The 20155-nt window shown below is 44.6% G+C and carries 18 protein-coding genes, 1 rRNA gene and 3 riboswitches; of the genes, 17 read left to right on the forward strand and 2 right to left on the reverse strand.

Going from position 1 to position 20155, the window contains the following annotated elements:
* Position 1 precedes the first annotated feature (1 nt).
* Complete coding sequence (locus B9A22_RS21255; protein ID WP_084577955.1) at positions 2-610, reverse strand: FmdE family protein; 609 nt, start codon at positions 608-610, stop codon at positions 2-4.
* A 674-nt stretch (positions 611-1284) separates the two neighbouring features.
* Here B9A22_RS21255 and B9A22_RS21260 point away from each other — a divergent pair.
* The gene (locus B9A22_RS21260) at positions 1285-1710 is read left to right on the forward strand and encodes a DUF3842 family protein (RefSeq protein ID WP_084577956.1); all 426 of its coding nucleotides are present in this window, start codon (positions 1285-1287) and stop codon (positions 1708-1710) included.
* Positions 1711-1765: 55 nt separating this feature from the next.
* Here B9A22_RS21260 and B9A22_RS21265 read toward each other — a convergent pair whose 3' ends face one another.
* Positions 1766-2623 carry a class I SAM-dependent methyltransferase gene (locus B9A22_RS21265; RefSeq protein WP_176215637.1) on the reverse strand — a complete coding sequence of 286 codons (858 nt, stop codon included), beginning with the start codon at positions 2621-2623 and terminating at the stop codon, positions 1766-1768.
* Between the two features lie 342 nt (positions 2624-2965).
* Positions 2966-3148, forward strand: a riboswitch (cobalamin riboswitch).
* A gap of 335 nt (positions 3149-3483) precedes the next feature.
* Between B9A22_RS21265 and B9A22_RS21270 the strand changes: the two genes are divergently transcribed.
* The 16 genes from B9A22_RS21270 to B9A22_RS21345 all read left to right on the forward strand — a co-directional run.
* On the forward strand, positions 3484-4416 hold the full coding sequence (locus tag B9A22_RS21270; RefSeq protein ID WP_245824091.1) for a sirohydrochlorin cobaltochelatase: 933 nt from the start codon (positions 3484-3486) through the stop codon (positions 4414-4416).
* Between the two features lie 13 nt (positions 4417-4429).
* Positions 4430-4610, forward strand: a riboswitch (cobalamin riboswitch).
* Positions 4611-4745: 135 nt separating this feature from the next.
* Positions 4746-5732 carry an ABC transporter substrate-binding protein gene (locus tag B9A22_RS21275; RefSeq protein WP_084577958.1) on the forward strand — a complete coding sequence of 329 codons (987 nt, stop codon included), beginning with the start codon at positions 4746-4748 and terminating at the stop codon, positions 5730-5732.
* Between the two features lie 119 nt (positions 5733-5851).
* Positions 5852-6955, forward strand: a complete 1104-nt coding sequence (locus B9A22_RS21280) for an adenosylcobinamide amidohydrolase (protein ID WP_084577959.1) — start codon at positions 5852-5854, stop codon at positions 6953-6955.
* A 43-nt stretch (positions 6956-6998) separates the two neighbouring features.
* Positions 6999-7634 carry a MotA/TolQ/ExbB proton channel family protein gene (locus tag B9A22_RS21285; RefSeq protein WP_084577960.1) on the forward strand — a complete coding sequence of 212 codons (636 nt, stop codon included), beginning with the start codon at positions 6999-7001 and terminating at the stop codon, positions 7632-7634.
* Positions 7621-8031: an ExbD/TolR family protein gene (locus tag B9A22_RS21290; protein WP_084577961.1), complete on the forward strand. Its 411-nt coding sequence runs from the start codon at positions 7621-7623 to the stop codon at positions 8029-8031. The genes B9A22_RS21285 and B9A22_RS21290 overlap by 14 nt, the downstream gene beginning before the upstream one ends.
* Positions 8031-8744 carry an energy transducer TonB gene (locus tag B9A22_RS21295; protein WP_084577962.1) on the forward strand — a complete coding sequence of 238 codons (714 nt, stop codon included), beginning with the start codon at positions 8031-8033 and terminating at the stop codon, positions 8742-8744. The genes B9A22_RS21290 and B9A22_RS21295 overlap by 1 nt, the downstream gene beginning before the upstream one ends.
* A 140-nt stretch (positions 8745-8884) precedes the next feature.
* Complete coding sequence (locus B9A22_RS21300; RefSeq protein WP_084577963.1) at positions 8885-9772, forward strand: sirohydrochlorin cobaltochelatase; 888 nt, start codon at positions 8885-8887, stop codon at positions 9770-9772.
* A 15-nt stretch (positions 9773-9787) separates the two neighbouring features.
* A riboswitch (cobalamin riboswitch) is annotated at positions 9788-9971 on the forward strand.
* 224 nt (positions 9972-10195) lie between these two features.
* Positions 10196-12187: a TonB-dependent receptor plug domain-containing protein gene (locus B9A22_RS21305; protein WP_084577964.1), complete on the forward strand. Its 1992-nt coding sequence runs from the start codon at positions 10196-10198 to the stop codon at positions 12185-12187.
* 79 nt (positions 12188-12266) lie between these two features.
* On the forward strand, positions 12267-13310 hold the full coding sequence (locus B9A22_RS21310; RefSeq protein WP_084577965.1) for a FecCD family ABC transporter permease: 1044 nt from the start codon (positions 12267-12269) through the stop codon (positions 13308-13310).
* The gene (locus tag B9A22_RS21315) at positions 13307-14560 is read left to right on the forward strand and encodes an ABC transporter ATP-binding protein (protein ID WP_245824092.1); all 1254 of its coding nucleotides are present in this window, start codon (positions 13307-13309) and stop codon (positions 14558-14560) included. The genes B9A22_RS21310 and B9A22_RS21315 overlap by 4 nt, the downstream gene beginning before the upstream one ends.
* A gap of 61 nt (positions 14561-14621) precedes the next feature.
* Positions 14622-15596, forward strand: a complete 975-nt coding sequence (locus B9A22_RS21320) for a TIM barrel protein (RefSeq protein WP_084577966.1) — start codon at positions 14622-14624, stop codon at positions 15594-15596.
* 240 nt (positions 15597-15836) lie between these two features.
* Complete coding sequence (locus B9A22_RS21325) at positions 15837-16268, forward strand: ATP-binding protein (RefSeq protein ID WP_084577967.1); 432 nt, start codon at positions 15837-15839, stop codon at positions 16266-16268.
* A complete protein-coding gene (locus B9A22_RS21330) occupies positions 16255-16557 on the forward strand; it encodes an STAS domain-containing protein (RefSeq protein WP_084577968.1) in 303 nt (100 codons plus the stop codon). Before B9A22_RS21325 ends, B9A22_RS21330 begins: the two co-directional genes overlap by 14 nt.
* A 17-nt stretch (positions 16558-16574) precedes the next feature.
* Positions 16575-17633 (forward strand): SpoIIE family protein phosphatase, encoded by a 1059-nt coding sequence (locus B9A22_RS21335; protein ID WP_084577969.1) that lies wholly within the window; start codon positions 16575-16577, stop codon positions 17631-17633.
* Between the two features lie 75 nt (positions 17634-17708).
* Complete coding sequence (locus B9A22_RS21340) at positions 17709-19439, forward strand: methyl-accepting chemotaxis protein (RefSeq protein WP_084577970.1); 1731 nt, start codon at positions 17709-17711, stop codon at positions 19437-19439.
* Positions 19440-20058: 619 nt separating this feature from the next.
* A 16S ribosomal RNA gene (locus tag B9A22_RS21345) occupies positions 20059-20155 on the forward strand; the annotation flags it as partial.

Genomic DNA, 20155 nt, shown 5'->3' on the forward strand with positions numbered 1-20155 from the left:
TTTACCACCCCCGGCTGTATTCTTCGGTACAAGCCAAGCAGGCAATTTTACCGTTTTTCAAACGGGCACGGGCTTCCATCACTTTTTCACCGCAGTAGGCGCAGATAACTGAATTAAAGATCTTGGCTTCTGACGGTAGTTTAAGCTCAACGTCATCAATTTTAAATAAGTTGTTAAAAGGGGTAGCTAACATGTGGGCTGTGCGTTCTTCCTGAATTTTTTGCCAGGCAGCTTCTTGCTCAGCTGTGGCTTCTCCGCCAAATACTGCATTTTTGAGTTCTTCCTGCTCTGGGGCCAGGGGCATGATTTCGCCAGTCATAACAACCCGTACAGCTTTGCCTGTCTGGCGGTTGCCGATGGTATAGGCCTGTTTGCCATAATCTTTGTAAATAAGGTTGCCTTTGCCGATGGTGCAGCCTGAGAGCACCTGGATAGCATCGATGCCGCAGCCGTCAGATTCAACAATTGCGACAAGCTCCTCATCTTCGGCCCGGATTACATTGAGGCGTTCGAGGGCAGCTTTAGCAGCCAGGTAGCCGATGGTAAGCCCTGGACAGCAGTGTCCGTGAAATTCAATCGCTTTTTGGTAGTCTGCAGGTCGATTAATCATTTTTTATTCCTCCAATTTTAGATATCTTACCCAAAAGGGTGGGGGAAATATAAAAAAGGCATGAAAAACCAGGGAGAGATGCTTCTCTCAACAGGCTTCATGCCTTTATTTTCACAGAATATAATTAATTTAGTATAATTACATTATTATGTAAAAAATACAAAATTGTCAAGCTGTTTTTGCCGTTAGCTGATCACTATTCCTGTTGGTCGTTGCAGAGATTATAGAAAGTAAGTGGAAGTTTTTTGAGCAGATCAAAAAGGTTGTATTTTCTATGTTTAATTTATTCATTGACAGATATAAGTGAAATTTGGTACAATTAAGACATTAAGAGTAGCTGAAGCTACTACATTTTCCTCTAGAACTAGCGGTCTTTTTTTAAAAAAATAGTGGATAAAATATGCCATGAAGGTGTTTTGACCGCACTTTTATGGTTTTTTTTGCTTGTTGTTCCGGAATTTGCATCTAAGCTAGGCGTGATCCGGCAAGGTTGTTATTAGTTTCATCTGCTTTTTACCGTTTTTATCTGATGGATACCAATCTGGCAGTAGTTTCAGTACTCGCAAGTGGCGAATACTTCCCGGGATTGGGTATTTGATTTTTGCAGGGATTCTGATAATTATTGCCGAATTTATTTGATAATCGTCCAGATTTTGCGGAAGGTGGTAAAAAGTATGTTGATTGCAGTTATCGACGGCATGGGCGGGGGTCTTGGGGTGCAGTTGGTTACGCAGCTTTCGGCACAGCTGGGGCAAAAAGCTGATATTATTGCACTGGGAACCAACGCGTTAGCAACTAACAATATGGTGCGGGCTGGGGCTATGCGGGGGGCAACCGGTGAAAATGCTGTGGTAGTCTCCATTCGCAAGGTGGATGTGGTGGTAGGTCCTATCGGTATTATTATCCCTAATTCATTAATGGGGGAGATTACCCCCAAAATTGCTGAAACGATCGCTTCGGCTGATGCGTATAAAGTATTGGTGCCGGTGAACCAACATCATTTTGATATCGTTGGATTAGAGAACCGTCCCTTAGTTGTATCCATTAAAGAAGCCGTGCTAAAGGTCAGTGAGCTTGTTCAGGGTAGATCGTGGGGATAATAAAAAGCAACCCAGTTAACTGGGTTGCTTTTTATTATCCCCTTTTTTATTACGGTTAGTCTAAAATAGTTGCTTTACGGTCAGCTCTCCACCAAAGTACACCGATGGTTGTGCTGATAAGTTCGGTGCAGTAATCTTCGACAGTTCTATTGGCCAGAAATTCGGTAATTTGGGTCACTGTTTCTGGGCCCTCAAGGCCAAACAGTTTAAAGTAGCTGGTATAGTATTCAATCATATAGGCTAATGTTTCGCGATAGCGTTCGCGATAGGTATAAAACTTAATGTTTGGCAAAAACCTTTCTTGGTAAAGAACATTAAACGGATATTGGATGTCAAAAGCCATATGCTCGGGGGGAGTGCCCATGAGGTGCTCCCAGAGTAATGTGCGAACTTTGATATGATATGTACCGGCAAAACCTATGAGGCAGCATGTGCCGCGAGATAATTCGTTCATTTTCATTAAACTGTGATAGTCGTTAATGGCTGTAGTATTAGCCGCAAAGACAATATCATAAATTGGTTCATTTGGTAGGTCAAGCCAATCAGTCTTGTTTGTTTTTATCCGGTCAGCTATGCCCTCGTGAGCTGCTTCAGATTGAAGCACCGACAGCATCTGCTCGGCTGTGTCCAAGCCGGTAACGTGCAATGCTTTGTTGGCCAGTGGCAGGGTATAAGTACCGGCGCCGCAGCCAATGTCAAGCACTGTGCTTGAGGGGGTGATTACGCCGTCTGTTACCAGACCGTCAATAATGGTGTTATAGATAGAGCGACTCTGACGGTTGCGCAGCGCGTAATGCTCGGCAAAAGAGTTCCAGAATTGCTGCCAGCCTTGTTTGTTTCCATAGCTGGCCGCCTGAGTATAACTATCGCGGGCCTCCCGCCATGCTTCGGTCCAAAAATTAGTATTGCACATGGCATTCATCCTTTCCTATATATGTAAAAAAAGCATGAAAAACTAAGGATATGCTCCTCAGGTTTCATACCAGAGTCTCTGAATCTTCATGATTCATTGTACTAGTTTAACTATAAAATGTTTTAAGGTACTTGTCAATTGGCAACCATGTAAAGCTGAGGGTACTTGCCAAGATTTTGACCATCATTTTGCTGCTAAAGCCATTTACCCTACTAATGATTGATATTAACAGACTGAAAATGGTCTGTGTCAATCTGGACATATGGCGGGTGTAATTATCAGTGAAGCTAGTATTGACAGCCATCCCTTGGTATGGTATGTTAATAATATAGCATGTCACAAACTGAATATTTCGAGATAGGTGCCCTAAGGGGCTTAATAGGGAAGTCCGGTTAAATGCCGGCGCGGTCCCGCCACTGTAACGGGGAGCAAGCTTAAGATATGCCACTGGGATGATAAGTCTTGGGAAGGTTTAAGCAAGCAAAGATCCGGAGTCAGGAGAACTGCCTGTCTGACAATCACCGTTTGTTACCCACGAGGTATGGGGAGGGGATTACAGTAGGCGCTTTTTGCGTTCTGAGCTAATTCACTCCTGGTTTAAACGCCAGGAGTTTTGTATTTACTCTACTGTTTATTACCCCCAACTTTACATGGTTGGGGGTTTTAATATTAAGACATTTTCTCAATCGCTCCCTTTCGAACATTGCGCTTTTAGCGCGGGTCACTTTTGGCCCTTACTTTTTTCAATGATGGTGTTACATAAATAATTGTTTAAACAGGGGGATGCCTATAAGCCAATAAAGAAAACAGTGTTGCCTGATCCTATTTTAAATTAAAACTGAAGGAGTTGTATTTTACCAATGAAGAACATTTATTCTTTTCTCACTACCCTCTGCATGCTTGCCATATTCGGCTGCATCAGCGTAATTCCCTCGCTGGCATTGGCAGCACCGGCCAATGCAGGAAAAAAGGCTATTCTTGTGGTAAGCTTTGGCACTACATATCCGGATACAATGAAGACAACCATTGAAGCTGTTGAAAACAAAATGAAGGCGGAATTTCCTGATTACGAAATCCGCCGGGCGTTTAGTTCCCGCATTATCATCAAAAAATTGGCCGAACGTGACGGCATTAAAATCGATACTGAAAAACAAGCACTTGACCGCCTAAAAGCTGAAGGGTTTAGTGAAGTCATTGTGCAGCCTATGCAAATTACCGCTGGTGAAGAGTTCGAGTTGATTAAAGGCGTGGTAAAACATGTTGAAGCGGCTAAAACCTTTGATAAAATTACTATCGGTAGACCACTCCTTTACTATATGGGCCAAGAAGGCAAAGCAGATGACTACATGGCAGTAGCCAAAGCCTTAGAAACCCAATTTCCTATAATGAAAAAGAAGGAGGCTGTCCTGTTACTGGGTCACGGCGGACCGCATCCTGCGACTGCTACCTATCCGGCCCTGCAGCTAAAATTACAGGATGCAGGCTATAAAAACGTGTTTGTCTATACTGTGGAAGGCTACCCGACACTAGATGGTACTATTGACAAGCTTAAAGCCAATAAGATAAAAAAAGTAACCCTTATGCCGTTAATGCTGGTAGCTGGTGATCATGCCAATAATGACATGGCTGGTGACGAAAAAGATTCCCACAAAAACCAGCTGATGGCTGCTGGATTTAAAGTAGACACCTATATCCATGGTCTAGGCGAAAATGTTAAAATCCAAGATATCTATGTTGAGCATGTTAAGGATGCTATCGCCGAACTTAACAATCCTAAAACTAAGAAGCACTAATAGCTAGTAAAACGAATAATGAAAAGAGTTAGGTGCCCTACGGGGCTTAATAGGGAAGTCCGGTGAAAAGCCGGCACGGTCCCGCCACTGTATTGGGGAGCATGCCCAAGATATGCCGCTGAGATGAAATTTCTTGGAAGGTTTGGGTAAGCTATGAACCAAAGTCAGAGAACTGCCTAGCTGACAGTCACCGTTTAACCCACGAGGTATGGGGAGGGGATTATAGCAGGCATTTATTTTGCCAAGATTTCAGCTAGCAGACCTTCCACTTTAAGGGAGGTCTGTTTTCTTTATTATCCATACAAAAACGACTAAGGGAGATGTAATCAATGCAGTTAACCAAGCTATCGAAATTATCACTCATTCGTCAGATCTTAGTCGCGATTTTGGGGTTACTGGTAGTTTTTACCGGAGGTTGTGCAGAGAAGACTCAGCCCAAAAGTGAAGCGATAGCAGGGGCCAGGGAATTTGTAGATAGCACCGGCTATGTACTTAAGCTGCCGCAAAAACCACAAAAAATCGTATCTCTTTCCATTGGAACTGATGAAATACTTGTAGGTCTGGTAGCAACACCGCGGATTGCTGCCTTAACCTATTTGGCGGATGAGAGTGACATATCGAATATTAGTGAACAAGCAAAAGCTGTATCACGAAGAATACGAGCTAACGCCGAAAGTGTTATCGCGGTACAGCCAGATTTAGTCATTATTCCGGATTGGCTGCCGGCCGAGTTCATTCAGACACTCCGAGAGGCTGGTGCTCCAGTCTATGTCTACAAAACACCGTCCACAATTGATGAGGTCAAACAGGCGATTATGAGCATCGCCCGCATAGTTGGGGAGGAACAAACTGGTATCAGGCTTGTGGCCGACATGGATAAGCAACTGGGGGAAATAACCGAGAAAGTGCAGCAAATTCCTACCGACAAGCGGCAAGTGGTTATCCAGTATAACCTAATGGGCGGCAGTGGTGGCAAAGGCAGCAGCTTTGACGATCTTTGCCGTTATGCTGGTGTGGTCAACGGGGCTGCTGTTGCTGGACTAGGCCTGAATGAGGTATTGTCTAAAGAACAAATTGTCCGCGTTAATCCTGATGTTATCTTGTTGCCGATCTGGGACTATACCGGTAAAACCGATATACAGAAATTTGGCGCTGAGGTGCAAGCAGATCAAGCCTTACAGACGGTAAAAGCCATTCGTCAGCACAACCTTATTCCCGTGCCTGACAGGCATATGACCTGTACATCACAGTATATTGTGCATGGGGTTAAGGATATAGCCAAGGCTGCTTATCCACAGGTTTTCAAGGATGAATAATTAGGTATATATGATATTCTACCGACAATTGGCGTGTACTTTTGGAACGCGGCAGTAGTAAAGGACAGTGGCGTCATTTGCTGTGAGGGGAAGAAATGAAGCGTAAGAGGAGCGGAATTATGAAACTTTTTACCTTATCCACCGGTGACCATGTCTACCGTTATTATAAAAGTATTGTCATTCCTTTTGAACAGCCGCGCAAGGTAGTCAGTACAGCTATTGTCAATGGCGGCTACCGGGAGGACTTGACCGCTGTGTTTAATAATGACTGCAATCCGGGGGCTGGGATGGCTTGCACTATGCGCGCTTCTACCTATCAGGAACATATGAACATTATTGCCGCGGAAATCGGGCTTGACCCAGCAACAACCGCTGGGATGGGGACAGCAGCCGCGATGGAGAATGTGGCGATATATACCCAAAGTTATGAGAAGCTGACAGTAACGGCTATTGTTACTGGCGGAGTTGAAGTCAACGGCGGGCGTGTCGGCGACCCGGCAGACTATTTTAATCCAATTGACAAAAGATCACTGGAAAAACCCGGAACTATCAATATTATCCTGGTTATTGACGCCGATTTGCCGCCAGGTATTCTAACCAGGGCATTGGTTACTTGCACAGAGGCCAAAACGGCTGCACTGCAAGAGCTTATGGCAGGCAGCAATTATTCAACAGGTTTGGCTACCGGTTCAGGCACCGACCAGACTATTGTCATTGCTAATCCTGCATCCTCTTTGTACCTAGAGAGTGCTGGCAAGCACTCTAAGCTGGGAGAGCTGATTGGTCAGACGGTACTGCCAGCTGTCAAAGAGGCTTTACTCAAACAGACAGGGCTGTCACCGCGTCAGCAGCATAGCATGTTGCGTAGATTTAAACGGTATGGTATTGGGGAAGAAAGCTTATGGCAGGCTTATGCAGGCAACAACGACAGGGCTATAATTAAACCTGAATTTATGGATGCACTTTATCAGGTGGATAGTGATAATTACTTAGTGACCTATACTGCTTTATATGTGCACCTCTTAGATGAGCTGCAGTGGGAGCTCATCTCTGGGATAGAAGTGCGGCAGGCAGGCAATGAGCTTCTTACTGCAGTAGCCGCTAGATTCGGTGTGGAGGCACCTGTGATTACCGATATAAGTACTGACGCATGCCTGAAGGCCTGGCAGGCATTGATGCTGGCCATTGTCAGGAGTAAGTCTATGGAATTAGCAGGCAGATAAATTGAAGTTGTAGCATACTGCGCTATGAAATGGAGGAATAACAATGAGCCTATTAGCAGAAAGCTTAAGTATATTTCATAAAGGCGGTCCAGTTATGTATCTGATTTTCGCCTGTTCATTGTTAGTGGCAGCAATCGGTATTGAACGATTTTTGTATTACAAGAAAGTGAACACTGATATGCACGGGTTAATGCAGAAACTTACCCCTTTATTAGAACGAGGTGACTGGGCGGCTGCTGGTGAATTATGCTGCCAGACCAGAGGTATTGCCGCTATGGTTGCAGCCAAAGGTATTCACTATGTGCAGTATGGCTGTGCTAACATTGACAGTGTGTTAGAGGGGGAGGCGGCTTTAGCTGTGACCGGTTTGCGGGCTAATCTAAACCATCTGGACACCATTGTAACCATTGCGCCACTACTTGGGCTATTGGGAACTGTTATTGGTATGATTGGTTCCTTTAGTGTGATGAATATCAAAGCCGGTCAGCCACAGGCTATTACCGGGGGTGTCGGGGAAGCTCTCATTGCTACAGCCTCCGGTTTGTGTGTAGCTACTTTGGCCATGATCATATATAGCTATTTTAATCACCGCTTGGATCAACTAATTACTAATATTGAGCAGACTTGTGTTTTAATAATGGGGCATATCAAACCGGAGAAACGCCATGAAACTGCGTAATCTGCGCCCAGAGCGCCAGCCTAAATTGATGATTATTCCGATGATTGATATTATCTTTTTTTTGTTGGTGTTTTTTATCATGAGCACCCTTTATATGGTGGATCAGCAGACGATACCTGTCAATTTGCCTCAGGCAGCTTCGGCCCAGAGCGAAAAACCTCGCAATGTGGCTGTTGCTGTTACCAAAGAAGGCCGAGTTTTATTTGAACAGGAAGAGATTCCCTTAGAGTTAGTCGAAAAGCGGGTACAAATAGAGCTAAATAAACAAAACGACATCGTGTTCATACTTCGCTCTGACAAACAGGCAGAATATGGAAAGGTAATAGCTGTCCTCGATGAAATGAAATTGGCGGGGGCTCACCGGGTGGCCATCGCTACTGAAAGGAAGGATCAGTAATGGACTGGACGGCAGGGAATCGCTGGCGAAAAGCGATGGCTATCTCTTTTTTGCTCCATAGCCTGGTTTTATTCGGTGTCGGTTTGCTGACCGGCAAGGCGTTAGTGCCTGCTCAGATTCCTGAGATGCTGATTGAGCTAGAGTTAGTGAGTGAGTCAGACAGTCCACCATTAGCAGCTGCCCCTGAGTTGTCTCCAACAAGTATTGAGTCTGTACGCACTTTGCCGCAGCCTACACTGGATCAGCCAATACCTGCAGCTGAACCGGCCAAGCAAGCACCGGTAGTGGCTGTTAGTGCGATGGCGGTCGTAGCTGTTGACAGTAGTGCTAGTGCGTCAGCCAGTGCACCAGCAGCTAGTGGCGGCAGCATTTCGGCTGATGGTATTCCTGGAGGAAGCCAAAGTTCAGGAGGAAATACTGGCAAGTCGGGGGCGAGTATTCCGCCTGGAATACTGTCGCGTAGGGAACCTGCGTATCCTGAACCAGCACGTCAGGCTGGTATTGAAGGTACGGTAGTGCTCAGAATTGAAATCTTGGAAAATGGGCGTGCTGGGCAGGTGAGTATTTACAAATCCAGCGGATCAGGATTGCTGGATGCTGCTGCCGTGGCCGCAGTGCAGCACTGGCGTTTTGTTCCAGCCAAAATGCAGGGGACAGGTCAGAGTATTGCCTGTCAAACTACTATGCCAGTAGTATTTAAGCTAAAAACATGAGGCCGCGGGAAGATCAGATGAGAGCTGCAATGCCACTGGCAGGCGTATTGGCCGTGAGGTCGAGGGTGGTCTAATAAATGTATTTGACAATACCTGTAAAAAGGTATTATTATTACGAGGGAAATGAGGAGGGTATATTTATGAGTCAAGCAGCACAAGCTCCCCCAAAGAAAGCTATTGTAGTAGTAAGTTTTGGCACTTCCTATCCTGAAACCTTAAAGCTGAACATTGAAAGTGTTGAGAAGCTCATCCATAAAGCTTTTCCTGATTACGAGGTGCGCCGGGCGTTTACATCCCGTACTGTTATCAAACGGTTAGCTGAGCGCGATGGGCTTCAGATTGATAATGAAATACAAGCCTTAGAGCGTCTTCATGCTGAAGGCTATCAAGAGGTGTATGTCCAACCGTTACATATTGTGCCTGGTGCTGAATACGACAAAATAAAAGTACTTGTTGCCCATTATGCTCATGCCAAAGAAAAAGCTTTTGAAAAAATTCGTTTGGGCCGGCCGCTATTGTACTCCATGGGACAGGACGGGCATCCTGATGACTATGAAATTGCAATTAAAGCCCTCGCGACCCAGTTGCCTGAGGCTCAGCCAGCAAGTGCAGTTGTGCTTATGGGACATGGTGGGATGCATCCAGCTAATGCCGCCTATGCTGCACTACAACTAAAACTTGAAGATGCTGGATTTGATAACGTCTTTATCTATACAGTTGAGGGCTATCCGTCCTTAAACCGTATTATCGACAAGTTGAAACAAAAACAAGTGCAAAAAGTAACCCTGATGCCATTTTTACTGGTGGCTGGTGATCATGCGACTAACGACATGGCTGGGGATGAAGAGGATTCTGCTAAGTCACAGTTGTTAGCAGCCGGTTTTGAGGTTGATGTATATCTCCATGGATTAGGCGAGAATTCAGCTATTCAAGATATCTACGTATCCCATCTCCGGTCAGCTATTGTTCATCCACCTCATGGCCATGGGGCGCATAGATGTGGCAAGGGGCATGCGCATAGCCATTAGGAGTTAAGATAAAAACTGAATACTGATGAGACAGGTGCCTGAAAAGGCTTAATAGGGAAGTCCGGTGAAAAACCGGCGCGGTCCCGCCACTGTAATGGGGAGCAAGCCCAAGATATGCCACTGAGACCAATGTGTCTTGGGAAGGTTTGGGTAAGCGTTGATCCAGAGCCAGGAGAACTGCCTGTCTGACAATCACCGGTTGACCTGCGAGCGATAGGGAAGGGGATTTTTTGAGTGAACTCTCTTCCCGGTATTTTTGATGCCGGGATTTCTTATGCCATTAGAAAGGGTAACCTTTCTAATCGAAACTTTTCCAGTGCCCCCTTTCCTTGCACCAGTTAAGGAGGAGGTGTTTCGGTTTTACGATTAGCCGTGCATTTATTAATTTAAGAGGCTATCTTATGGTGAGAGGGGAACAACATAATGAATAAAAAGAAAATGGTAAAACAGAACTCGGTGCTGTATGTCTTGATTGCCGGCGCAATGTTATGCCAAATGCCGTGTATCGTGCAGGCGGAACAAGACACCGAAAGTCAGCAATATTCTTTTGATCAGGTAGTGGTGACAGCGAATCGGGTGCCTACACCTGTAGGTAAGGTGGCAGCGAATGTAACTGTCATTAACAGAGAACAAATTGAAAACGGGCACTATACAAATCTGGCAGACTTGTTAAGAGAGACAAATGGAAACATTATATCGGATAAAGGATTTGGTAGTGCGAAGCAGACAATCCGCCTTAATGGTGATGACCGGGTACTTGTTATGATTGACGGGCGTAGAATTAATCGCCAGGAAGGGGCGGGTACTGGTCGTGCTGGCGTTGATTTTAGCACAATTGTCTCGCTGGCTAATATTGAGTGTATTGAAATTGTTAAAGGCGGAGCCTCAGCGTTGTATGGTTCAGATGCTGTGGGCGGGGTCATCAATATAATTACTCGCAAAGGGAAAGAGAATAAGACTACCCTGGATATGGCAACAGGTTCATGGGGTTTACGCAATTATAGCTTTAGTACGCAAGGCAGTGAAAAGGGTTTAAGTTGGTTTATTACCGCCGACAGGAAAAACCAAGCTTATGCAAAATATAATGTATTGAACCCAGCACTAGTGACCGATAGTGGGAGTGGAGACTCAATACAAAGACCGAATAGCAAATTCGAGGAACAAGGATTTACCATGAGGTTGGACAAAGAGATTGATAATAACCGGTCTGTTACCTTTAACTTTGAGCATTGGGATAACAAAGGCGGGCAGCCAGATAGTTATTATTATCCTTTGACTGATAAGGCTGCTCATTTATCTAATAATGTAGCTTTGACGTATAACTTTGACCAAGACGAGGATGTGCCTGGTTTTATTCGACTCTATACCAACTATACTCATCAAAGCTCTCAAGGAACCTATAAAAGCCGTACCCAGGGTTTTCAATACCAGACCGGCTGGCAGCTAGATAGCAAAAATAAACTGATTGCTGGTGTTGAAGGGGAAAAAGGCGAGGTATTAGAGAGTAGCTCCTATGATGGCACGATAAATTATAAAGATAAATCAGTAACGAATACGGCTGCTTACTTGCAGGATATATATAATCTTTCTGACAAATGGATTGTAGCGCCGGGATTACGGTATGATTATCATAGTAAGTTTGGGGGTCAAACCTCGCCAAAACTTAGTGTGAATTACAGTGCCGACAGCACGACCGATTGGTATGTATCCTATAACCGGGTGTTTAAAGCTCCTACTATGGATGATTTATATTATTATACAGCTCCACATCCTGTTTGGGGTGCAGGTATGTACGGCAATACAAACCTAAAACCGGAGAAAGGGTATGTGATTAGTGCTGGAGTCAACAAAAAAATAAGCGATAGCACCGTCTTTAAGGCAAATTATTTTGTGAGCAAGCTTACAGATGCGATTGCCTGGGCAGCAGACGATCCTAGTGATTGGATGTCTGACTGGAGAGTACAAAATATCAATGAACAGAAAAAACATGGAATTGAACTGGACCTTAATCATCAATTTTCGCCAAAATATTATACAGCGTTGGGTTACTCTTATGTGAAGGTTGAGGAAAAAGCTGCAGATTCCGACTATGCGGTAGATAAAACCAATAGTCAACCGAATGGGTATCGGGTAAAGGTTGGTTACAATGATACTCAGTGGGATGTTAATGTCAGTGGGCAAGGTGTATCAGGGCGGGATACTAGCCGCTTTATTACCAGCAATTATTGGGTTTGGAATTTGGCTGCCAATTATAAAGTGGATCAGAATACCGGCATATATTTTAATGTTTTCAATTTAGGGGATAAGGCATATGAAGTGATTTCAAGCGGAACGCTGAGCTCTGCTGGTGATTCGCGTGGTGCTTATCCGATGCGAGGACGTCACTATCAACTGGGTGTAAAATATTCCTTCTAATCAATTGATTGAAACAGAAACAAGCACATCTAACGTGCCTAAGAGTTTTTCTGAGAGCTGACTAAGAGGGGCTGATAATATGACAGGCAGGGTTAAGAACAAAACCGCTTTTTTTGCAGGTATGAGCCTTCTGTTGGTTGGCGTAACCTTGTTATCCTTGGCTTGGGGACAGGTTAATGTACCTATCAATGCTACGCTGACTATTCTCGCTCAACAATTACACCTGCCAGGAGTAGCTGGGGCAAGTATTACACCGGAACAGACCTCGGTTATCTGGCATATCCGTATGCCACGTACTTTAGTTGGGCTTTTGGTTGGAGCAGCCCTGGCAGTATCGGGGGCGGTTATGCAGGGGGTGTTTGGCAACTCACTTGCCGATCCAGGGATTATCGGGGTGTCAAGCGGAGCTGCTTTAGGTGCGATCAGTGCCATCGCCTTGGGGATTACGGCCCATAGTATGTTTTATATGCCGCTTTTTGCCTTGATTGGTGCACTACTGGCGGTCGGGCTGACTGTTTCCTTAGCGATGCGTGACGGAAAAATACCAGTTATGGTGCTACTTTTAGCCGGTGTTGCTGTGAGTATGTTGTTCGGCGCCATGACAAACGGAATACTGACGTTCATGAGCGAGTATCGAGTGCGGGAATTCTTGTTTTGGATGGTGGGCGGGTTGGATTATCGCCGCTGGGAACATGTTTATTTGGCTGTTGGACCAGTGATTATTGGTATTCTGATTTTGTTTCTGTTGGCCAGGCATCTTAACATTTTGATTCTGGGGGACCAGGAAGCACGGTCGGTGGGCATGCCGGTGGCGTTTTTTCGTTTATTTCTATTATTTATTTCGGCAGTGACTACCGCAACTGCCGTCTGTGTAAGTGGTACAATTGGTTTTGTTGGTCTAATTGTACCCCATATTATGCGACTCTTGCTGGGGCCTGAACATCGCACTCTGCTGCCTGCCTGCGCTTTGGCGGGGGGATTGTTTCTAGTAGGGTGTGATACTATCGGGCGTCAATTAATACCGCCAACTGAGGTTCGTGTAGGGATCATGACAGCTTTATTGGGCGCACCCTATTTTCTGTATCTGTTACGTAAGGCACAGAAGGGGGGCGGGTTGTTGTGAGTTTAGGCGGAGAGCAATCTTTATCAGCTATGAACGTGAATGTGACGATTGGAGATAAGGCTATTTTACGGGACGTTTCCTTTACTGTTAAAATGGGTGAGTTTGTCGGAATCATTGGCCCCAATGGCGCAGGAAAAAGTACGTTGCTCCGTAGCTTGCGCGGTATGGGGAACATCACTGCAGGAGATATCCAGCTCTTTGGGGAACCAGTATATACCATGGGTGACAAACAATTGGCGCGCATGGTTGCTTATATGCAGCAAGAAGTCAATGTCGGGTTTGGCTTTACCGCGCTGGAAGTGGTATTGGCCGGTCGCTATCCTTATCTTAAATGGTGGCAGAACGAGCAGAGTCAAGATTATCAGATTGCCCGTAAATATATGGCTTTCACTGGGGTGGAAGCCTTAGCCGAAAAATCATTGCAGCAAGTATCGGGGGGAGAACGCCAGCGAATTCTTCTGGCAAAAGTGTTGGCCCAAGAGACGCCGTTTGTATTCTTGGATGAGCCAACAGCCAGTCTGGATTTAGTCTATCAGGAAGAAATCTTCCGGTATTGTCAGGCTATGTGCCAGGAGGGTAAGACAGTACTGATTGTCGCTCATGACATAAAATTGGCTGCCAAGTTTTGCTCCCGGCTGCTTTTATTAGCTGGTGGTACAGTTATTGCTGACGGAAATCCTAGTAAAGTAATCACTGCTCAGAATTTAGAAAAAGCATATGGTTTACATTCGACTGTTTTTATAAATAAAGTTACTGGCAACCTGGATATTCATACCTACGAGGCGGCCGGCACTGCTGCTGGGCAACAGTCTGTCCATGTTATTGGCGGCGGTGGTTCTGCCGGAAGTATTATCCGGCTATTCCATGAAAAGGCATATTCCTTGAGCGGTGGCGTTTTTCAGCCTGGCGACACAGACGCTGATGTAGCCAAGGCTTTTGGTATACAAGTGGTAATGGGACAGCCTTTTTGCGTTATTGATGAATTGCATGCAAGGCAAAACCGTGAAAAGATTCGTGCTGCAGATCTTACGATTTTAAGCAACCTTTTTTACGGTGAGCAAAATTTAGACAATCTTGATGCTGCTTTTAGTGCCAAAAAACTTATTATCCTAGAAGATACACCGATTGAACAACGGGATTTTACCGGCGGTAAAGCAGCGAAGCTGTACCAGGATTTGATTGAAAAGCAGCAGGTCACAGTGCTGACTTCGTCCCAGTTTGCCGACAAAATAGTGGCAGGTCGGCTTTGATAGATAAAGAAAGTTATACTTTCTATCAGGATAAAAAAACTTAAGTGAGGGTAGCATCAGCATGTTGCAACTTGTAAATTTATCGAACTATGTTACTGACAATGAACTCATTGGAAACAGTCCTGAGAGGCTGAAAGAATTTTTAGAGCGATATAACCTGGATGGTTTAGAAATGATGTTTTGCGCCCCCTGGAACGCGTATCTACATAAGCCGGAATGGATGCATGGCTGTCATTTGCGCTTCTGGCCATGGTGGTTGGATTTCTGGCGCGGCGATCAGCAGGCACTGCTAAAACAGTTTGGTAACCAGGAAAGCATTAATGACTGCTATGGTGGGCCAACCCGTGAAGATTGGTTAGGAATTTATCGTGAGAATATCCGCTCGGCCAAGCAGGCTGGGGTCAAGTATCTTGTATTTCATGTTAGTCATGTCAGGCTGCCGGAATTGTTTAGCTGGCAATTCAGTGCTACAAGTCGAGCGGTGATCGAAGCCACGATTGAGGTTGTTAATGCGCTGGCAACAGAGATTCCTCAAGATACAGCCTTATTATTTGAAAATCTATGGTGGCCAGGGTTGACGCTTAAGGACAAAGAATTGACGGCGCTACTGCTTGACGGCGTTACTCACCGCAATGTAGGGATAATGCTGGATACCGGCCATCTAATGAATACTAACCTGGAATTAAGGACTGAGACTGATGGAGTTGACTATATTCTCAAGACCTTGGAAAACCTCGGAAGTTATAGTAAATATGTCAGGGGTATTCACTTGCACAAGTCACTATCCGGAAAGTACCTTCGGCACAGCCGCACATCCAAACCTGGTACTTCTGATTACACCATGGAAGAGGTTATGAATCATGTGCTTAAGATTGATCAACACCTGCCGTTCACCACAGCTGCGTCGCGGAAGATAATTGATTACGTGCAGCCTGAATTTCTTGTTCATGAATTTATGTATAAATCAATGTCTGACTGGGAGCAAAAGCTTGGTCAGCAGCAACAGTCGCTCACCCTTAAGCAGATAGCAATATGAAGAATGAGGACAGATTTAAAGAGGGTAGTGTAAAAAATCACAAAAAAGTAAAATAGTGGGTTGACAGCTTTTTATTGACAAAGTTATACTATAATTGACAATATTCGAAGGTATTATCAATTATGGAGGTAGAAAATGATTAACGGTATAACGGTGGCATGAAGCTGCAAAAGAATTTCTTTTGTTGTTTCATGCCACTTTTACTTCTAATCCTGGAAATAAGATGCACGAGGTGAGAATATGTATTGTTTTTCTACAATGGAAGAATTCTCAAGAATACGTGAATCCGTGCGGCAGAAGCTTGCCCAACTGCTTGTTACAGGGGTTGAGTCCTTGTTTGTCGCCATCAATGAGGCTGTGAACAATGCTATCTTTCATGGCAATAAACGGGATAAAACCAAAAAGGTGTATCTGACCATAACAAGATTGCCTGGTGAAATCCAAGTTGTTATCCGCGATGAGGGCCAAGGCTTTACACTGGTGGAAAACAAAATAGAAGAAGGTTTGCGGGAAGGCGGGCGCGGTCTTGAAATTATCGGTCTCTGCGTTGATAAGTATTATTTTAATGTACAACCTAGTGAACTGGTTTTAATCAAGAAAGTGAGTGGTTTTCCAGTTGCGGACAAACGAAAAGTGAGCAAAAAGGGGCGTTTAGTAAATGTACATCAGTAGCAATGTTGTCAATAACCAAGTCATCGTCGATTTATCTGGTGGTATGTATGTTGAAGATGCAGAGATTTTTCGGGAGAAACTCATCAGATATATGGAAGAGGGGCAGAACCATTTCGTAGTAAAAATGAATAAGGTTGACTATATAGACAGTTCTGGTCTTGGTGTATTGGTTTCCATACACAAACGGACGCGGCAAAGCAACGGAAGTTTAATTATTAGCGGCGCAACTGGCTTTGTTAAAGAGTTATTTGCATTGACGCGCTTAGACAAAGTGTTTGTTATGCAATAACTGCAAGGAGATATGGGATGAGTATTTTGGAACACGAATTTCGTCAGGATATGTGTAACTATTGCCAACGCTTTGATCTCTTGGACATGATTAATGATGCAGTGATTCTGAATGATGCCAAGGATGGGTCCATTTTGTTCATGAACCAAAAGGCATTGGAGATGCATCAGTATGACCTAAAAGAGATAGAAGAGTTATCGGTCATGGATCTCAGTCATGATGCCCGTGAAACCCTGCGTAGCAAAATGAACATGGTGATTAACCAGGCAAATAAGGGTTATGTTTTCACAGCAAATCACGTAAAGAAGAACGGGACTATATTTAAGGTAGAGGTAAGTGCTCGCTTCTTGGTGATGCATGGCAGGCAGGTTATAGCGTCTCTAGTAAGGGATTTGACTGTTGATGGAAATATTCGACAGGAAGTGGAGATAGCCAGCAAGATTCAGCGGCGGTTGCTGCCGAGAAATTTGGAAACTGGATTGTTTCGCATGCGCACCGTTTACCAGCCGCTCAGTGGCTTGAGCGGTGACCTATATGATGTCCAATATAATGAAGAAAGCCAGATTCTATTCGGGATTATTATTGATGTTATGGGTCACGGGATTACCGCAACCAGTCAAAGCGGCATTTTAAGATATCTCTTTCGTCAAGCTATCGAGAAATCTATTGCCATCAGTGACAAGCTGGCGTGGATCAATGACGAGGTCATGCCTTTCTTTAACGGCGGTGGTTTTGCCGCAGCGCTATTGTTTGAGTTTGATTTCAAATGCAAGATGTTGACATATTCTTCTGCCGGGGTAAATTATTTCATCTATTTAGGCAGCGCTGGCCCAACGGTGATTAGGTCTCCTGGTCTCTTTCTGGGAATTAACGAAAGTGAAACCTACGACCAGGGAGTTCTGCCCTTTCAGTCAGGCGACAGCTTTTTCTTTCTGACTGATGGGTTGTTTGAATTAATAGCCCAGCCTATGAACAATTCACATACTTTTTGGAGTATGCATCAACTATGCAAAGACTTGCCAGTGAGTGGAGTAGCTGATGACGATGCTTCTGGCGTGGGTATACTTGTTCGCTAAAAAGAGGTGATGTTTGGTGGATGGTAAGTAGCTACCAGCAACCACCTTATAACTTTTGAGGGAGTGGAAAATTTTTTGAAAAGAAAAATGAAGTTAGGGTTTAAATTTGCTGTCAGCTTTGGTGTAATCCTGTTACTGATGCTTATTATGACAGCCAACTCTTTTATCAACCTGCAAAACGCGAAAGCAGATCTAGTAAAAATCGAGGAGGCCAATGATCGGATGGCGTTGGCTGACCAAATAGCCATGCAGTACAAAGGTACTATCATGGCAATTCGCGGCTATGCTGCCTATGGCGATGCCAGTTATTTGGACCAGATCGAAAGTGGCTTTGATAAACTGTTGAAATCAGAAAATGACCTGCTGGCAGTAGCTAGGGAAGAAAAGCGCCAGGAAGTTCAGATTATGATAGATGAAACAACACAGTACAGAGACGCAGTTATCAAGGAGTACATGCCACTGGCTAAGGGCTATCATGCAGCCAAATTGGCAGGCAACTTTAGCCAGGCAGAGGAATACGCAACCAAAATGACCAGGCTTGCCAAACGCGTTGCACCTCTGGTGCAGTCAATATCGCAAAAAGCTGATGTGTTGGCAGCAAATAATGCAGGTCTTGCTAAAACACTGATTGGTGGTAGTAAGGAACGGGCTGACCAGGTAAATCTGTTTTCTGCTGGTGTTAGTTTAGTGGTACTTGTATTGGGGCTGGTTATCGCCATAGTGTTAACCAATTTGATCCGTAAGCCAGTGATTGCTCTTACTGCGGTTGCCAAGCAATATGCGGACGGCGATCTGCGTGAAGTTGCCGAGATCAAATCCTCTGACGAAATCGGGGAATTGGGTGATTCGCTTAAAACCATGCATAATAATTTTGTCAAAATGATCGCCAATATTCGCTCGGCTTCAGATCAACTGGCTATGGCATCTGAACAAATGGCGGCTTCAACAGAAGAAGTTACGGCGACCAGCGAGGGCATTTCTCAGAATATGCAACATTTATCCAGCGAGGCCGATAACGGTAATAATTCTATGCTTGAAGCCTCGCAAGCACTGGTGGAGCTGTCCAGTCTTATTCAAATAGCAAGGAATAAAGCAGATCATACTTGCAACAACTCACAAGATACCCTCATTGCAGCCGAAAGTGGACGGACAAAAGTTACCGAATCTGTCTGCAAGATGGACAATATTACACAACAGACCAAGCGATCTAGCCAGATTATCGGTGAGCTAAGTGAGTATTCCCAGCAAATATCCCATATAAGTGACACTATTACTAGCATTGCTAAACAAACTAATCTCTTGGCATTAAACGCCGCCATTGAAGCTGCCAGGGCAGGGGAACATGGACGAGGCTTTGCGGTGGTGGCTGAAGAGGTACGCAAATTAGCCGAGCAGTCTAATCAAGGAGCTCAGGAGATTACTGCTCTGGTGCAGAAAGTCACAGAGCAGACCCAATTGGCGGTAACCGCCATGGCGCAAAATGTAACAGAGGTTGAAGCCGGTGTTACTACTGTCAATGAGGCTGGATTAGCGCTGGATAAAATCTTGCAGGCAGTGACGCTTATGGCTGGAGAAACCGGACAAATTGGGAAAATCACCTCAGAGCAAGTGGCTAATTCAGACCAAATTGTCCAACTGATTAATATGCTTTCGACAGTTATCGAAACGGTAGCAGCACACAGCGAAGAAGTTGCCTCCTCGGCTGAGGAACAGTCCTCGATCATGCAGACAGTGGCGGCTGGTGCAGAGGAGACAAGTGCTATGGCCAGCCAATTGAAAGAATCGGTGCAAAGATTTTTGGTTTAAGCTGTGTGATAAATGAACCGTGCGATGGAAAACCATTGCACGGTTCATTTATCCTGATAGAAAGTATAACTTTCTCCTGGATAAGGGCAACACGGCTTCCGCTGTCGCCAAAGGCTCGGCGCAAGCCGTGTTTTCTTTATTAAGTCAGACGTAAATAAAGTGCTTCTTCGATAATAATACTCTCTTATAGCAACTACTCTTAAAGCAACGAGTTGACAGTGGCTTTCATTTAAGATAGTATATAAAAAGTCGTTTGCAGACAATGCTTCAAAATGTAACAGCAACATGATGCAACTGACAAAAAGTACCAATGAAAGATATATTGACACAACGAAAAGCAATGTGTTAATATATAAAAGTCGTCAGCGAACGACAACAACCGTTCCCTGAAAACTGAACAATGTAAAGTAATGCATCATAAAAATGCCAGATGTGCGTGCGTGTCGCAAGACACAAACCAAAAACAATTTTGATTTAACGAGCCGATAAACGGCTTCAATATAATGTAGTCACAATGTGACTTTGAACTTGTGCCTGCTCAGTCTGATTAAGAAGCATGTCTTCCTTAATAAAGATAGCAGCATGTATAACTGAGAAGCATATAGACGGCATACTTTTTTTATTGGAGAGTTTGATCCTGGCTCAGGACGAACGCTGGCGGCGTGCCTAACACATGCAAGTCGAACGGAGTATTCATTTATGAATACTTAGTGGCG

It is taken from the genome of Sporomusa malonica (assembly GCF_900176355.1).
Taxonomy (GTDB): domain Bacteria; phylum Bacillota; class Negativicutes; order Sporomusales; family Sporomusaceae; genus Sporomusa; species Sporomusa malonica.